We start from the raw sequence: 15,433 nt of genomic DNA, 5'->3' as shown, positions 1-15,433 counted from the left end.
AGGCCGGTGGCGGCGCTGATGTCGTCGACGCTCGTGCCGTTGTAGCCGGAAGCGCGGAACTGCCGCTCCGCGGCATGCAGGACGTGGTCGCGGTCGAAGCTTCGTGGTCTGGCCATGTATCGAAGGTAAGGCCGACCCGCTGTATTTGACAACCCAGTACAGAACCATCTAGGTTTCGGACTGTTCAGTAAACAACGGTGCTGAGCCTACCGGACAGGCTGCGTGCCCGCCTGGCGCGATCGAGAGCGACCCATGCCATCGGCCGCGGTGTCCACGAGTCCTCGCGGTCGAACCTGAGCTGGGTGCTCAGCGCGTACGCGATCACCTACGCCGCACTTGCTACTTGGTCCGGGCTTGCCGGACCGCGACGCCGCGAAGGCGGCTTGGAGGTGGAACTCATGACACAGGTGACCCAGCGACCGCCCTCCGGCGAGGACTCCCCGGCCAGGGGGTCCCGGGCGAGCGACCGCGTCCGTCATCGGACGGTTCAGGCAGGCGGGCTGGAGGTTCCGATCCTTGAGGCCGGCAGCGGGCCGCTCGTTGTGCTCCTCCACGGGTTTCCCGACCATGCCGCCGGCTGGACAGGGATCCTCGACCGCCTCGCGCAGGAGGGGTACTGGGCGGTCGCGCCCGCACAGCGCGGATACTGGCCCGGCGGCGCGGCCCCCGACGGCTCCTACAACATTGCCTCGACCGGCCAGGACGTCCTGACCCTGATCGAAGCGCTCGGGCGCGAGCAGGCGGATCTCATCGGCCACGACTTCGGAGCCGCGGCGGCGTACGCGGCAGCGAGGCTCGACGCGAGGCGTGTCCGCAAGCTGGTCGGTATGTCGGTTCCCCCTGGCCGCCAACTGCTGCCCGCCTTGGTCACTGACGGTGACCAGCAGCGACGCAGCTGGTACATGTTCTTCTTCCAGACTGCCATGGCGGAGGCGGCCGTCGAGCTCGACGACTTCGCCTTCATCGACCGGCTCTGGCGGGAATGGTCGCCCGGCTACGAGCTGCCGGAGGCGGAGCGGGCCGCGCTCAAGGAAACCCTCCGCGCTCCAGGAGTCGTGACCGAGATCCTGGGCTACTACCGCCAGTTGTTCACACCCCCCGCGGACGAGGCGGCCCAGGCCCTGCAAGCCCGGGTGCTCGGTGCCATCACCGTCCCGTCGCTCTACCTCCACGGGGCCGACGACAACTGCATATCCGTGGAGTTGAGCGACGGCATGGACGACCTGTTCACGAACGGCTTCGAACGCATCGTCGTACCTGGCGTGGGGCACTTCCCGCACGTCGAACAGGCCAAGACGGTCGCCGACCACATCCTGGGCTTCCTGAACAGCTGACCCCCCTCCCGCCATCCAGAACTCGAAGGGTCGACCGAACCATGACTGACAAGGAAAGGCAGGAGGCCATGACTGTGACGGCTCCTGCGTACGAGAGCGACGCGCTGGCCGAGGGGACCGTCGACGCGGTGGTGATCGGCGGGGGCGCCGCGGGGCTGAACGGTGCGCTGATCCTCGCCCGCTCCCGCCGCTCGGTCGTCGTGATCGACAGTGGTTCTCCGCGCAACGCACCCGCGCAGGCCGTGCACGGCCTGCTCGCCCTGGACGGCACCCCGCCGTCCGAGATCCTCCGACGGGGCCGGGAGCAGGTGCGCCAGTACGGCGGACGCGTCGTGTCCGGCGAGGTGGTCTCGGCCGAGTCCGCCGCCCCGTCGGCGGACGGGGACCTGCGGTTCACCGTCACCCTGGCCGACGGCCGCCACATCACCGCCCGCCGCATCCTGGTGGCCACGGGCCTGAAGGACGTGCTGCCACAGGTGCCCGGACTCACCGAGCACTGGGGACACAGTGTCGTGCACTGCCCCTACTGCCACGGCTGGGAGGTGCGCGACGAGCCCATCGGCATCCTCGCCACCGGCCCCGCCTCCATCAACCACGCGTATCTGTTCCGCCAGCTGACCGAGGACCTGACCTACTTCACCCACGGCACCGACCTGGACGAGGACAGCCGCGCCCGCTTCGCCGCCCGCGGCATCCGCGTCATCGACACCCCGGTCACCGAGGTCGTCAACGACGAGGACGGTGCCCTTGCCGGGGTGCGCCTGGCCGACGGCCAGGTCGTGGCCCGCCGCGTCGTCGCGGTCGCCTCGCCGATGCAGGCCCGCACCCAGGGCCTGGAAGGTCTGGGCCTGCCGGTGCAGGACCTGCCGACGGGCCGCGGTTTCGCCTCCGGCACGGCCGGCGCCACCGAGGTGCCGGGTGTGTGGGTGGCCGGCAACGCCACCGATCTGGTCGCCCAGGTCGGGGCCTCCGCGGCGGCCGGCGCACTGGCCGGCGCCGACATCAACAGGATGCTGGCCATCGCGGACACCGACGCGGCCCTCCAGAAGCCCTGAGACCTCAGCCCGCCACCCACCCGCCTCACCTTCATCGGTGAGGAAACCGATCTGATTTCCCGTCTGGAAACTGATCAGTTTCCAGACGGCTCTCAGTCATGCCCGCAAGCAGGCAGCAGGAAGTCCCGCGAGGTCAACGCCACATTCCTCGACGTCCTCGCCCGCCTCGACGACTCCACCTCCTCGGCTTCCTGAACGGCCGACCCACCCCCACCAGACGGAGGACACAACAATGACGGAACGCAATCCCATTCTGATCACCGGCGTCGGCGGCCAAGTCGGTGGCGTGAGCAGCGTGATGGTCGACATGCTGCTCGAACAGGGCCACCCGGTGCGCGCGTTCGTGCGACGGGACGACGAACGCGCGCAGTCGCTGCGCGAGGCCGGGGCCGAGGTCTTCGTCGGCGACCTGCTCAAACTCGCGGACGTGGCCGCCGCGCTGAAGGGTGTCAAGCGCATCTACTTCAGCATGAGCGCGGCGCCGTACTACGCCGATGCCCTCACCGTGATGGCCGCGGCGGCGCGAGCCCAGGGCGACGTCGAGGCCTTCGTGCACCTGTCCAACTACGAGCAGTCGTACATGACGCTCGAGAAGATGACCACGCCGGATGAGGAGCGGCGTTCCTGGCTCGGCGGACTGGTCACGGACTGGTCACCGCAGCAGCGGGCTCACTGGGTCTGCGAGCGGGTGCTGGACTGGTCCGGCATCCCGACCGTCAACGTGCGCGCGACCATGTTCGCCGAGTCCCCCCACCTGACCTGGATGCAACTGGGCCCGCTGGGCAACGGTGAACTGCGCCTGCCCTACGGCAACCAGCGGCTCGCGCCCATCGCCGTTCACGACCTGGCAGAGGTGTGCGTGAAGATTCTGGTCGACCCCGCACCGCACATCTCGAAGTCCTACGCGCTCACCGGCCCGGAGCTGAAGGACATGTACGGGTTCGCTGAGGACTACGCGGCCGCGCTGGGACGCCAGGTCGTCTACATCCCTGAGGAAGTGGAGGCCTGGAACGAGGCCTTCGTGGACGAGACCGTCCTGCAGGAGGCCCTGCGCGATCCGGCTGCGGCCAGGCACGTGGCGGCACACCTGAGGATCCAGGCCAGGCTGGTCGCCGGCGGGCGGTACGACGTCCTCTCCGGCCAACTGGAAACCCTGCTCGGGCGCCCCCCGCGGACCGTGCGGTGGTCGCTGCAGAACAACGCCCGCCTGCGCGAACTGGCGGTTTCCCCGAGCCACTGAGCGCTCCGGAGCAACACATGACGCCACCCGGAGGCCAACTTGAGTGATTCCGCTCGTCCGATCCGTCCCCCTTTCAGGAGCTACTGATGCCCTTCCTTGCAAACACCCCCGTGGAGAAGATGACCGGGCCGTACGCGCGGCGCTGGTGGGCGCTGCTCGTGCTGTGCCTGAGCCTGCTGATCACGGTGATGGCGAACACGTCGCTGATCGTCGCCGCCCCCGACATGACCACCGACCTGGGCCTGAGCAGCAGTGATCTGCAGTGGGTCGTCGACAGCTACACCGTCCCGTACGCGGCGCTGATGTTGGTGCTGGGCGCGATCGGCGACAAGTACAGCCGGCGCGGCGCGCTGGTGCTGGGGCTGCTGATCTTCGCCGGCGGTTCGGTGATGGGAAGCGTGGTCGACGAGACCTCGCTGGTCATCGTGGCACGCGCGATCATGGGTGTCGGTGCCGCGGTCGTGATGCCGGCCACGCTGTCCCTGGTCGTCGCCACGTTCCCCCGGAGCGAGCGGACCAAGGCCATCACCGCCTGGGCCGCGACCTCCGGGCTGGCGGTAGCCGTCGGCCCGCTGGTCTCCGGCTGGCTGCTTGAGGACCACGCCTGGGGCTCGACCTTCCTGATCAACGTGCCGATCGCCCTCCTCGGCGTGTTCGGCGCGCTCGCCCTGGTGCCGCCGTCCAAGGCGGAGGGCATGGGCCGGATCGACTACGTCGGCGGTCTGCTGTCGATCGTCACCGTCGGCTCCCTGATCTACGCCGCCATCGAGGGCCCGCACTCCGGCTGGGGCGTCGGCCCCGTCACCGCCGCCGTGGTCGCCGGTGCCGGTCTGGCCGTCTTCGTCGCCTGGGAGCTGAGGCACCCGCAGCCGATGCTGAACGTCCGAAAGTTCGCGCTGCGGCCCTTCAGCGGCTCGATGCTCGCGGTGCTGTTCTTCTTCTTCGGTATGTTCGCCGTGATCTACTACGTGACGCAGTTCCTGCAGTTCGTCCTCGGCTACGGCTCCCTGGATACGGGTGTACGGCTGCTGCCGCTGGCCGGTGCGGTGTTCATCGGGTCCGCGGCGACCGGGATGCTCACCCCGAAGCTGGGGGTGAAGGCGATGGTCGTGACCGGCCTGGCCATCGGCACGGCGGGCATGTTCCTGCTCACCCAGATCGACAAGGGGTCGACGTACGGGGACCTCCTGGCACCGATGATGATGCTGGGCCTCGCGCTCGGACTGGCCATCTCCCCGGCGACCGACACGATCATGGGCTCTTTCCCCGAGTCCGAGCTGGGCGTCGCCGGCGGTGTCAACGACACCGCGCTGGAGCTGGGCGGAGCGCTGGGCATCGCGGTGCTGGGCTCACTGCTGGGCACGGCCTACCGGGACGAGCTGACCGATCTGGTGGGCAACCGGCTCCCGGGCGAGGCGATGGAGATCGCCAAGGACTCGGTCGGCGCCGGCCTGGCCGTCGCGGAGCGGGTCGCGCAGGATCCCTCCGCCGGGCCCCAGCAGGCCCAGGCCGCCGTGGACGCCGTCCACCAGGCCTTCGCCCATGGAGTCGCCCAGACCAGCCTCATCGGCGGCATCATCATGGCCGCCGGAACCCTGATCGTCCTCGCGGTCCTGCCGGGCCGGCGCGGGTTCGCCGAGAAGAACGCCGAGCCGGGGGCCGGGACGTCTGCGAGCGAGGCGGCGACTGTGCGGGAGCACACCGGGGCCACCCGCTAGATCGCCGACGGGGCGTCCACTGGATCGCCCGGGACGCGCCCGCCGGAGCGACGGGCACCACCTGCGCCGGATCGCCCGCCGGGTGCGTCGGGCAGGAGCCCGGCGGCGCGAGACGCGCAGGGCGCGGGCGTGGTCCACGGTCCACGCGGATCCTCTGCCGGAACACCTCACCCCTCGGCCTCCGGGCCGCCCCGAGGCTCTCCTCGGGGCGGCCCGGAGGCCAAGGGCCGTGAGGTGACAGCTGCGGTCGCCGCAGACGCCGCCCTGCGACGACGGTCATGCTCGAATCAGCACAGGAAAGCAGGGCATCTCCAGGGTGGTGGACACGCCGTCACTGCGCGCCCGGCACTTCGAGAAGCAGCTGGGCCGGCAGGAGATGTTGGTCCCGGAGCTCGCACGGCGTCACACCGGGAAGTCGGCTTGCATTCGGTGCCTTTCCCGGGGGCTCAGGACGTACCGCCGGGCTGCTGCGGCCCGAACGCCGTCATGAAGCGGTCACGGAACTTGTCCATCCGCCATGTCGGCGTGGAGTCGGCGGGCTTGAGCCCGTCCGTCCAGCCCCAGTCGGCGATCTTCTCCAGCACCTCGGGGTCCTTCGCGACGATCGACACCGGCACGTCGTGGCTCGGATTGTCGCCGGTGACCGTCTTGTTGGGCTGGTGGTCGCCGAGGAAGACCAGCACGGTGTCCTCGGAGCCGTACTTCGCGACGAAGTCGACGATGCTGGTCACCGAGTACTGGATGGACTTGCGGTACTCGTCCCGGACGGCGAGCGGATCCTTCCAGACCTCCGTCGGGTCCTTGCCTTCGGCCTTCTGGAGGGAGTGGTAGACCGAGCCGTCGCCGATCTCCTTCTCGGGGATCGTGCTCGGGATCGGCGCCCACGGGTTGTGGCTGGAGGTCAGGATGATCTCCGCCATCATCGGCTCCCGGCCCTTCCTGCCGTGCTCCAGCTCCCGGAAGGCCTTCAGCGTGTACTGGTCGGGCATGGTGGACCAGCTGAACTTCGGCCCCTGATAGCCCAGTTGGTCGGAGTCGTAGATGTGGTCCAGGCCGAAGTACTTGCCCTCGGGCCACGCCATCTGGGTGCCCGGCACGATACCGACCGTGCGCCAGGCGCCCGTGCGGCGGAACGCCTCGGTGAGGGTGAGCCGGTCGCTCGCGACGAGGTTGTTGTACCGCGACTGGTTCTTGATCCACAGACCGGACAGGAAGGTGGAGTGCCCGAGCCAGCTGCCGGCGCCCGTGATGGGGGAGCGCAGCCAGCCGCTCCGCGAGGCGTATCCGGCGTCCTTCAGCTCCTGCGTCTTCTGCGCGAGGGTCTCACCGAGCGGTTCGCCCATCCGCGGGTCGTCGATCGCGGAACGGCCGTAGCTCTCGATGAACGTGATCAGTACGTCCTTGCCGCGCAGTCCCGTCAGCAGCTGGTCGGGCGGTACGTCGGCGAAGGCGTCCACCGCGGCCTGCTTACGGAACGCCTCGCCGTCCTTCAGGCCTTCGCTGACCGCCTCGATCCGGTTCTCCACAAGGGTGGCCGCGCTGTGCGAGGCGACGGGGACGTCGGATATCTCCAGCGTCAGCGTCGAGCAGGTGATCCACGCGGTGCCGAGGACGAGGAGCGTACGGCTCGTCGTGTGCCGGTTGCGCACCATCAGCCGGCTCAGCCGTACGACCGCGAGCGTCATCAGCACGGGCAGCGCCAGCGCGAGCACGATCACGCCGACGGTCGCGGCCTGGGCGGCCGCCCCACCGAGCGAGTCCTTCATGAACGACTGCGCGTCGTCCAGCAGGATCCAGTCCAGCACCAGGTCGAACGGCCGGTCCAGGGTCCAGTACGACCCCATGTCCAGAGCCTTGACGATCGTCAGCAGACCGAGCACCACGCCGACCACCACGACCGCGATCCGCCGCGCCCTCGCGGGCAGTACGAGCAGCAGACCCGCCGCGAGGATGCCCTCCGCCGGGATCCGCAGGAACCTGCCGGGGTCCAGCTCCGTGATGTCGTTCGGCACGACGAGCGCGAACAGCACGAGCAGGAGAGCCAGTCCGGTCCCGGCCCAGGCGCCCCCACGCGCGACCCGCGGATGCCGCGAACGCCAGCCGGGGGAGGGGGAGGCGGATGCGGTGAGCTGGGGTTCGGGGTCGCGCTCGGGCTTGGCCTCGGAATGCGGCTCGGGCTCCGACTTGGCCTCGGGATCGGGCTCGGGCTCGGCATCGGGCTCCCGGCCCGACGGGGGTTCGGGAGCGGCCGCTTCGGGGTCCGGGGTGGGCTCCTCGGACTTCTCCGGCTCCGGCTTCGACTCCGGCTCGGTCTCGGCCGTTTCCGCCTCCGGCTTCGTCACCTGGGCCCCGGCCCCGGCGCCGGACGTGCGCTCCTCGGGTCTCTCCGTCGCGGCCTCGGCCTCGGGCGTTCCCCCACCCGGTTCCTCCTGCTCGGTCTCCACGACCGCGTCCCGTTGCGGAGGGGCGACGTCCTTCGGGGCCTTGTCGTCGTCCGGTGTCGGAGTCGGTCCGGGAAGCTGTGGAGAGCGTATGTGCGACAACCCGAAGGTCCTTCCCTGTGGAGCATGTGGAGCTCAGTGCTGGTGGTGCGGAGTGGGCCGGGGGCCGCGGGACCGCCGGGACACCCGAGGGGACATCCCTATGCGTACGGTCCCACGACGCCAACCGTTCACCCGAACTCAGGTCCTCCGCAACCAGTTCACCGAACCCCGGCGCACCCGGCCCCACCGGCTCACGCCGAGCGCGGCGCCCCCGTGCTGGCCCGCTCCACCAGCCGCGTCGACAACTCGGTGCGCGTGCCCTCCGGCCGGTCGCCCTCCATCATCCGCACCAGCAGCCGTAGCGCGGTCTGGGCCATCTCCGAGAGCGGCTGACGGACCGTGGTCAGGCCGGGCGTCGTCCAGCGGGCCTCGGGAAGGTCGTCGAAACCGACCACGCTGATGTCGTCCGGCACCCGCAGCCCCCGCTCGGCCAGCGCCTCGTAGACCCCGAGGGCCATCTTGTCCGAGCAGACGAACACGGCGGTCGGCGGCTCGGGGAGGTCGAGCAGCTGGAGCATGCGGTGCCGGGCGGCGGCCTCCATGAAGTTGCCGTAGCGGACGTACTCCGGCCGGTACGGGATGCCCGCGGCCGTCAGCGCCGAGCGGTAGCCCGCGACCCGGGCGCTGCTGCACATCTTGCGCCGGTACCCGGCGATCACGGCGATCCGTTCGTGCCCCAGGGACAGCAGGTGGTCGGTGGCCGTCGTCCCGCCCTGCCAGTTGGCCGCGCCCACGGACACCACGCCGGGCGGGGGCTCCAGCACCGGGTCGATCAGCACGAACGGGATGCGGTGCTGGGTGAGCCAGGAGTACTGGGCGGGGGAGAGTTCGGCCAGGTTGAACAGGACGCCGGCCGAGCCGCGGGCGGTCAGCTTGTCGAACCAGCCGCGTTCGGGGCGGGCGCCCCGGGTACGGGTGAGGCCGGCCGAGACGACGACCTCCAGGCCGGCGTCGTGGGCGGCCTGTTCGACGCCGTGCAGGACGGCGCCCGACCAGGAGCTCTCCAGGGAGTGCACCACCAGGTCGACCATGCGCGGCGGCTTCGACGCCTCGAACCGGGGTCTGCGGACATAGCCGAGCCGGTCCAACGCCTCGGTGACCCGGCGCCTCGTCTCGGGGGCCACGTCCTCCCGGCCGTTGACGACCTTCGAGGCCGTGGGCACGGACACCCCGGCCTCGCGTGCCACCACCGCCAGCGTCGGCCCGGCCGTCGCGCTCCCGCCACGCACCATCGCGACTCCACCTCTCAGGGCCCGTCCCGAGGGCCGGTGAAATTTTCGAACAGCGCTCCGCACACGACCGGATCCCGAGCCGCGTAGCAAGCGCTTCCTACGTTAAGCCCAACTCAACACGGCGGGAAGAAGCGGGGATTCAGAGGACCGCCTCAGCCAAAACTTTCGAAACCTCGAACAAGCCGGGGCCTGTCGGGGCGTTCATGCCGCACGCTGGACCGTCGGGAGCGAACGGGACATAGCGCGCTCCCTCGGCCAGTAGCGTGGCTGTCCGACCGGTCCGGCACCAGGGGGAGTTCCACATGCTCTACACGCAGATCTTCGCCGACACTGAGGTGAGAGACGAATTCCTCGACCGCTTCGAGGAGATCAGGGACGCGTACGCGGCCTCGGGGGGCCTGGAGAGCGTGGGAGGGCTGGAGGGCCTCCTGAGCGTGGACCGGGCCGCCGCCGGCGTCCAGCGGATGATCGAGGGCACGTGGCAGCGCGACGACAGCGGCTTGGAGGCGATCGTCAGACGGTTCGGCCGCCCCGTCTACCTGGTCCAGCGCGACACCGTGGCGGCGAACGCGGACGCACCCGACGGCCGCGCGGAGAGCCAGGTGGTCGCCGCCCGGGTGAAGGCCGCCCGGGACCGGCTGGGCGGCGTCCTGCCCAGCGTCGGGAGGGTCGATCTGCGCAACCACCGCCTGGACTGGGTGGGAACCGCGTGGATGGTGGCGGAAGGACTCCTCGTCACCAATCGCCACGTGGCGCGGGAGTTCGCGGAGCCGAGCCAGGGCGGCTTCGCGTTCCGGGCGAGCCCCATGGCGCGGGTGCACGCCTATGTCGACTGGTACCACGAGCACGGCCGGCAGCAGGAGTCCCGGTTCAAGGTGACCGAAGTGGTCTGGATCGAACCGGACTCGTCACCGTGCGACGCCGCCCTGCTGCGCGTCGCCCCCAAGGGCGAGGAGGGCGAGTCCCTGCCCGCGCCGATCCCCCTGACGAGCGGTGACGACGGTCTGACCCTGGGGCGTTGGGTGGGAGTCGTCGGCTACCCCGACACCGGCCGGCACGACGACCCCGAGGACCGGCTGCGGATCTTCGACGGCATCTTCGAGTGCAAGCGGATGGCACCCGGGCAGCTCATCTCGTTCCAGGGTGAGCGCTGGATCCACCACGACGCGACGACACTCGGCGGCAACTCCGGATCCGTCGTCGTCGACCTGGACACGGGCCAGGCACTGGGCCTGCACTTCGCGGGCCTGCCGAAGAAGCGCAACTACGCGGTGCGCGCCCGGGACGTGGCCCGGCTCGTGCGCGAGCGCGCTTCGTGAACGGGGCGCGGCCCGCTCCGGACGCCGGGCTCCAGGCCATCACCGAGCCCACCTCCGGAATGCAGTCGGTCCAGCAGTCCAAGGCGATTCTCACCGAGGCCGAGCAGCAGGTCGCCCGGCTGGAGCACCGTGGGGTCCCGGTGGCCACCGGATTCCTGGTCGGGCCCGGCCTCCTGCTCACCGCGGGACACGCCGTACGGCTCGGCCTCGGGGCGTGCGGCGCCGAACCGGTGAGCGGAATGGTGGCTGTCTTCGACCACGGTGCCGACACGGGGCACCCCCTCGCGCGGCACGGTGTGCGGATCGCGCTGGCCGCGCTGCTCGACTCCAGTCCACCCGCCATGGACGACCCGGTGCCGGACGGCGTACCCACCGAGGAGGACGGCCTCGACTTCGCCCTCGTCCGGCTGGAGCGGCACCCGCCCGACGTGCTGGACCCGGTCGGCGTCCGGCGGCCGAGGGGCTACTACGGGCTGTCCCCGGACGAGTACACCTTCGGCAGCGGCACCCTGAACGTGTTCCACCACTCCCTGCGGTCGGACCCCGACCACGGGCGCAGCAGACGGGAACGTCTCAGCGCGGACGGCCGGCGCCTCCGGTACCAGGGCGCGAACACGCTCGAAGGCTCCTCGGGCAGCCCCGTCGTCACCGGCGACGGCCGCCTCGTGGCCCTGCACCACGGCTACCGGGGCAACGAGAACGAGGCCGTCCCGACCCGCCTCATCGCCGAACGCGTCCTGGCCGGACCGCATGCCGCGTTGCTGCGCCGCGCCCTCGACGCGCTGCGGCACCACGCCCGGCCGCAGTACCCCGCCGCAGCCGGTGCCACGGCTGTCGGTGGGGCCATGGGTGCCCTGCTCGGCCCCTGGCCCGCGCGCGCGACCGCGGTCGGCCTCGACGGAGAGCCCGTGCGCGCGGCCGACGCCCGGGAGACGGCCGAGCACTTCCGGACGGCCGACCCACGACGCGCCCTCGGCGTCGAGCCGGTCGTGGAGGCCGCCCGGGCGATGGACAGGACCGCCGGGGACGGGGCGGCCACCGCGGCCGTGCTGGCCGCGGCCCTGATCCGGGAGGCCGCCGACCGCTGTACGGCGGGCGCCGACCCAAGAGAGGTCGCCCGCGGTGCGGTCGAGGCGCTGGCACGGGCCCGTGAGGCGTTGTCCGGCCTCGTCGAACCCTGCACCCGACTCGGCGCCGTCACCCGCGCGGCGACCGCGGACCGGCACCTGGCCGACGCCGTCTCGGCCGCCGCGTCGCTGGCGGGTCCGAACGGCATCCTCGTCTGTGAGCCCGGTGTGACCCGCACGGTCGAGACGCCCGTCGTCCGCCAGGGCCTGCGGTTGCCGGCCGGACACGCGTTCCCGTACACCACCGTCGCGGGAGCCGATCCCTGGACGCGCCGGATCCGGCTCGTGCGGCCGTACGTCCTGCTGCTCGACTGTGTGACGGGCGACGGGGAGGCATTCGCCAGGCTGCGCGGCCGGATCGGTGCCGAGGGCAGTCCGCTGCTGATCCTGACCACCGCCGACACCTCTGATCCCCGAGCCGATCTGCTGCGTGCGCTGGGCGACCCGGCGGACGGTCCCGTGCCGACGGTCGTCCGCGTCGCCTCCGTCGCGAACCGCCACCACCGGCTGCGCGCGCTGGCTCTGCTGACCGGGGCCACCGCCCTCACCGAGGACTCCCAAGTGCTCCCGGGCACCGCCTGGTTCGACGTCCTGGGCCGCATCGACCTGGCGCTGGTCTCCGCGCGGGAGACGGTACTCGTGGGCGGCCAACGGGATCCGGCGGTACTGGACCGATGGATCGCCGCCGCTCCCGCGCGGCGCGCCATGGCCGACTCCGACGAGGAACGGGAGGCCCTGGACGAACAACTCGCCTGGCTGACCTCGCGCGCCGTGACCCTCGCCGTCGGCGCGGAGACGGCCGATGAACTGGCACCGCGTGCGGCCGCCGCGCAGCGGGCCGCCCGGGCGGCCCAGGCCGCGCTGCGCTCGGGCACCGTGCCCGGCGGCGGACACGCGCTGCTCTGTGTCCGTGCAGCGCTCCCGTCCGATTCCGGGTCGGCCGGCACGGACGTCGTACGGGCCGCGCTCGCCGCTCCGTTCCGGCTGCTGGCGTCGCGAGCCGGGGTCGACCCGGTCGAGATCGAACGGCTGTGCGCCGAGCCCGATCCCGGTCGACTCGCCCGCGAGCGGCCGTTCGCCGACCTCGACGGAGACCGACCGTATGGGGACGACCTCGACGGAGTCCGTCCGCACGGGGCCGACCTCGACGGGGAGGGCCCGGACGGAAACGGCCCGGACGGGGACGGCCCACGGGACGCCGTCGAGATCCTGGATCTCGCCCTGGAGACGGCGGCGAAGGCCCTGGTGGTCTTCCTCGACACCGCCTGACGCCTCGTCGGCTACGGCCGGGCCCTCGCGTCGGCGTAGACCCGGCTGAGGTGTTCCTGCACGTCCTTGTGCCGGAACTGGTAGACACCGCCCACCTGCCGCAGCGCCGACACCCGGTGGGCGTGTTCCAGGAACCCCATGAGATCGCGGGGCAGGTCGCCGCGCAGCCACAGCCAGGCCCGCGCGACGAGGTAACGGGGCCAGGTACGGACGGCGATGGGCACCCACAGCGTCAGGACCACGAAGAGCACGGTGCCCTCGACGACCTGTCCGGGCGCGTACGGGAAGGTCGCCATGACCCAGGCCATGCCCAGGCCGAACAGGCCCGCGATCACCAGCCCCCACCCCGCGACCAGCCTCCGGTCCCCTCGCAACAGGATTCTCGGTGACGTGGCGTCGTCGGCGGGAGCCGGTGCCTGGAGCCACTTCAGGAAGCCCGACAGGGCCCCCAGGAGCAGCCCCGGCAGTGCGAAGGCGAGCATCGCGGCCAGCACATAGGTGGGCCGGTTGAGCCGCTCCCAGTTCGACGAGGCCGGCGAGCTGGTGGCCCGGTACGAAGCCCAGTACAGCAGCCCGAGGACGGCTCCGGCTCCGAGACCGATCGCCGTCCCGCCTCCGATCCGGCGGAGGAACCCGGTACCCCGGCGGAACCAGCGTGGCCCGCGCACCGGCCCGCCCGCACCGAGCAGCCCGGCGGGAACGCCGACGATCAGACCGAAGATGATGGCGACGAGGAACCCGACAGCGGGCCCTTCCGTGAGGGCGGCGAGAAATCCGATGGCTCCGCCCATCGGTACCCCGACGGCGAGAGCCGTGGAGGTCCGCCCGAAGCGCGGTTCCGCCGGGCCGCTTCCCGGCTCGTCCGGAGCGGACCTCGCCGACGCGGCGAGCGCGTGGAGAGAGCGGTCCAGCCACGCCGCCACCCGGTCCGGCCCCCACCAGGACAGGAGCATCCCGCCGACCAGACCCGCCACGCCCAGCTGGAGCGCCGCCTGCGCGCCGGTGCTCGCGTTCACGGCGGACGCGGTGGCGACCCCGCCGGCCACCGCCGCCAGCAGCCCGAGAAGCAGGCCGTAGACGGCGTGGTGGAGCGCCCCGCTCAACTCCCACCAAGCCAGGTCGGTCCGGTCGCGGCTCTCCAGATGGTGGGCCAGGAAGGACAGATGCCGCCGGGCCTCCGGCCATACGTCGGGTGCCAGACGGTGGTCGAAGAGGACCCGCACCGCGTTGTCCAGGATCGTGGTGCGCACCTCGGCCGGGTCGGACCGCAGCAGCCTGACGAACGGTGTCTCCTCGTCCGTGTCCGCGTGACTGTACAAGTCGGTGAAGAGAGTCGCCGTCAGGGGTGAGGCCAATGCCTCGCCGAGTGCCGCCAGCAGCTGGGGGCTGGCCTCCCGGGCCGAACCGGTGAGAGCCGCCGCCTCCACCTGCACGGTCCAGCGCCTGCCCACCTGGGCGGCGGCGACCTGACCGGCCGCGGCCCCGGGCGTGAGCAGGGACCAGCTCGGCCCGTCCAGCGGGGCGGCCCGTGTCCGCGCCGCACGCACCTCGTCCTCCAGCACGCCCCAGCCGTGCTCCAACCGGTCGAAGAGGTCGGCCCATTGCTCGCGGCCCGGCCCCCCGCGTCCCAGACTGTCCCGCAGGTACGCCATGACATGGGGGAAGGCCAGTTCGCGCGCCTCGGTGACCGACGCCCCGTACAGCACCGGGCCGCTGCTCAGAGCACGCTCGTAGGCTTCGGTGCGGCAGGCGAGGATCACCGGCAGGTCGCCGGAGAACGCTCGGCGGATCCGGCCCAGCACGCGCACGAGCCGCTGTCGCGGAATCTCGTCGAGCCCGTCGAGGCAGGGCAGCACATGACCCGTGCGCAGCAGATCGCGGGCGGACCCCGCGGAACCCACCTCCGGATACTCGGCGGCCAGCCGCCCGGCCAGCCAGTCCAACAGCTCGTACCGGCGTGGATCGTAGGAACTCAGCGAGAACAGGACGGGGACGGGATCGACGGCTCCCGCCGGGCTCGGGTTCTGCTCGCGCACTCGGCACAGCTCCAGCAGGAACAGCAGGAGCAACGTCGACTTGCCCGAACCGGCGGGCCCGACGACCACCAGCCGCTGCGGGGCGAGCGCGGTGAAGGACTCGACGAGTCCGGCCATGTCCGCCGTGCTGCCGGTGAGTCCGCGGGTCCGGCCGTCCGACAGCCGGGGCGGGGCGGGCGCCCACTGGGTGTGCAGCAGCCGGGGCCGCCCCGGGTCGGGAGTGAGGCCGCGCTTGTCGGCCTCCGCCGCCCAGTCGCGCCGCACGGAGGCCTGGAGCCGCTCCAGCAGCTCCGCGCGCCGCTGGTCGGTGAGGTGACCGTCCCGGCCCCAGCCCAGCAGGCGCCCCAGCAGAAGCAGGCCCCCGACCCCGAGGACCAGGACGAGCAACAGTTCCATGTCTGCCGGTGCCTCCCGCTTCGTCCCGCCGGTGGGCTGCGGAGACGCCCCAAGGACACTACTGGCGATATCAAGGCGTTGTCCGCCTCTCGGGCATCTGTGACGTACACACCTACGGCAGTTGTATGACAAGCGGCTGAGCATCACGGCCGAGGTGGGGAGGT

General features: G+C 71.6%; 10 protein-coding genes. 6 read left to right on the top strand and 4 right to left on the bottom strand.

Going from position 1 to position 15,433, the window contains the following annotated elements; all coding sequences use genetic code 11:
* A partial coding sequence (locus ACZ52C_RS37820) for a TetR family transcriptional regulator (protein WP_469079074.1) occupies nucleotides 1–116 on the bottom strand: 116 nt, incomplete at its 3' end.
* A gap of 282 nt (nucleotides 117–398) precedes the next feature.
* Here ACZ52C_RS37820 and ACZ52C_RS37815 point away from each other — a divergent pair.
* From ACZ52C_RS37815 to ACZ52C_RS37800, 4 genes are all read left to right on the top strand, one after another.
* Nucleotides 399–1,334: an alpha/beta fold hydrolase gene (locus tag ACZ52C_RS37815; RefSeq protein ID WP_469079067.1), complete on the top strand. Its 936-nt coding sequence runs from the start codon at nucleotides 399–401 to the stop codon at nucleotides 1,332–1,334.
* A gap of 68 nt (nucleotides 1,335–1,402) precedes the next feature.
* Nucleotides 1,403–2,389: an NAD(P)/FAD-dependent oxidoreductase gene (locus ACZ52C_RS37810; protein ID WP_469079073.1), complete on the top strand. Its 987-nt coding sequence runs from the start codon at nucleotides 1,403–1,405 to the stop codon at nucleotides 2,387–2,389.
* Between the two features lie 232 nt (nucleotides 2,390–2,621).
* Entirely contained in the window at nucleotides 2,622–3,629 is a 1,008-nt protein-coding gene (locus ACZ52C_RS37805; protein ID WP_469079066.1) for an NAD(P)H-binding protein, read from the top strand.
* 86 nt (nucleotides 3,630–3,715) lie between these two features.
* The gene (locus ACZ52C_RS37800) at nucleotides 3,716–5,347 is read left to right on the top strand and encodes an MFS transporter (protein ID WP_469079065.1); all 1,632 of its coding nucleotides are present in this window, start codon (nucleotides 3,716–3,718) and stop codon (nucleotides 5,345–5,347) included.
* A gap of 446 nt (nucleotides 5,348–5,793) precedes the next feature.
* Here ACZ52C_RS37800 and ACZ52C_RS37795 read toward each other — a convergent pair whose 3' ends face one another.
* On the bottom strand, nucleotides 5,794–7,890 hold the full coding sequence (locus ACZ52C_RS37795; protein ID WP_469079064.1) for a sulfatase: 2,097 nt from the start codon (nucleotides 7,888–7,890) through the stop codon (nucleotides 5,794–5,796).
* 191 nt (nucleotides 7,891–8,081) lie between these two features.
* Nucleotides 8,082–9,122, bottom strand: coding sequence for a LacI family DNA-binding transcriptional regulator (locus tag ACZ52C_RS37790; RefSeq protein WP_469079063.1), 1,041 nt, complete (start codon nucleotides 9,120–9,122; stop codon nucleotides 8,082–8,084).
* A 302-nt stretch (nucleotides 9,123–9,424) separates the two neighbouring features.
* On the opposite strand from ACZ52C_RS37790, the gene ACZ52C_RS37785 reads away from it, so the two are divergent.
* Both ACZ52C_RS37785 and ACZ52C_RS37780 read left to right on the top strand, forming a co-directional pair.
* Nucleotides 9,425–10,441 carry a trypsin-like serine peptidase gene (locus ACZ52C_RS37785; RefSeq protein ID WP_469079062.1) on the top strand — a complete coding sequence of 339 codons (1,017 nt, stop codon included), beginning with the start codon at nucleotides 9,425–9,427 and terminating at the stop codon, nucleotides 10,439–10,441.
* Complete coding sequence (locus ACZ52C_RS37780; RefSeq protein WP_469079061.1) at nucleotides 10,438–12,837, top strand: TCP-1/cpn60 chaperonin family protein; 2,400 nt, start codon at nucleotides 10,438–10,440, stop codon at nucleotides 12,835–12,837. Before ACZ52C_RS37785 ends, ACZ52C_RS37780 begins: the two co-directional genes overlap by 4 nt.
* An 11-nt stretch (nucleotides 12,838–12,848) precedes the next feature.
* On the opposite strand, the gene ACZ52C_RS37775 is transcribed toward ACZ52C_RS37780, so the two are convergent.
* A complete protein-coding gene (locus ACZ52C_RS37775) occupies nucleotides 12,849–15,269 on the bottom strand; it encodes a hypothetical protein (RefSeq protein WP_469079060.1) in 2,421 nt (806 codons plus the stop codon).
* Between the last annotated feature and the right edge of the window lie 164 nt (nucleotides 15,270–15,433).

The organism is Streptomyces sp. NPDC034049 (genome assembly GCF_055575575.1).
The sequence above is the reverse complement of the archived record's forward strand: the minus strand, read 5'-3'. Positions and strand labels throughout refer to the sequence as shown.

What these genes read in the sequence shown, in the direction of transcription:
- ACZ52C_RS37815 (WP_469079067.1), top strand. Translation starts at nt 399, where the DNA reads ATGACACAGGTGACCCAGCGACCGCCCTCCGGCGAGGACTCCCCGGCC.
- ACZ52C_RS37810 (WP_469079073.1), top strand. Translation starts at nt 1,403, where the DNA reads ATGACTGTGACGGCTCCTGCGTACGAGAGCGACGCGCTGGCCGAGGGG.
- ACZ52C_RS37805 (WP_469079066.1), top strand. Translation starts at nt 2,622, where the DNA reads ATGACGGAACGCAATCCCATTCTGATCACCGGCGTCGGCGGCCAAGTC.
- ACZ52C_RS37800 (WP_469079065.1), top strand. Translation starts at nt 3,716, where the DNA reads ATGCCCTTCCTTGCAAACACCCCCGTGGAGAAGATGACCGGGCCGTAC.
- ACZ52C_RS37790 (WP_469079063.1), bottom strand. Translation starts at nt 9,122, where the DNA reads ATGGTGCGTGGCGGGAGCGCGACGGCCGGGCCGACGCTGGCGGTGGTG.
- ACZ52C_RS37785 (WP_469079062.1), top strand. Translation starts at nt 9,425, where the DNA reads ATGCTCTACACGCAGATCTTCGCCGACACTGAGGTGAGAGACGAATTC.
- ACZ52C_RS37775 (WP_469079060.1), bottom strand. Translation starts at nt 15,269, where the DNA reads ATGGAACTGTTGCTCGTCCTGGTCCTCGGGGTCGGGGGCCTGCTTCTG.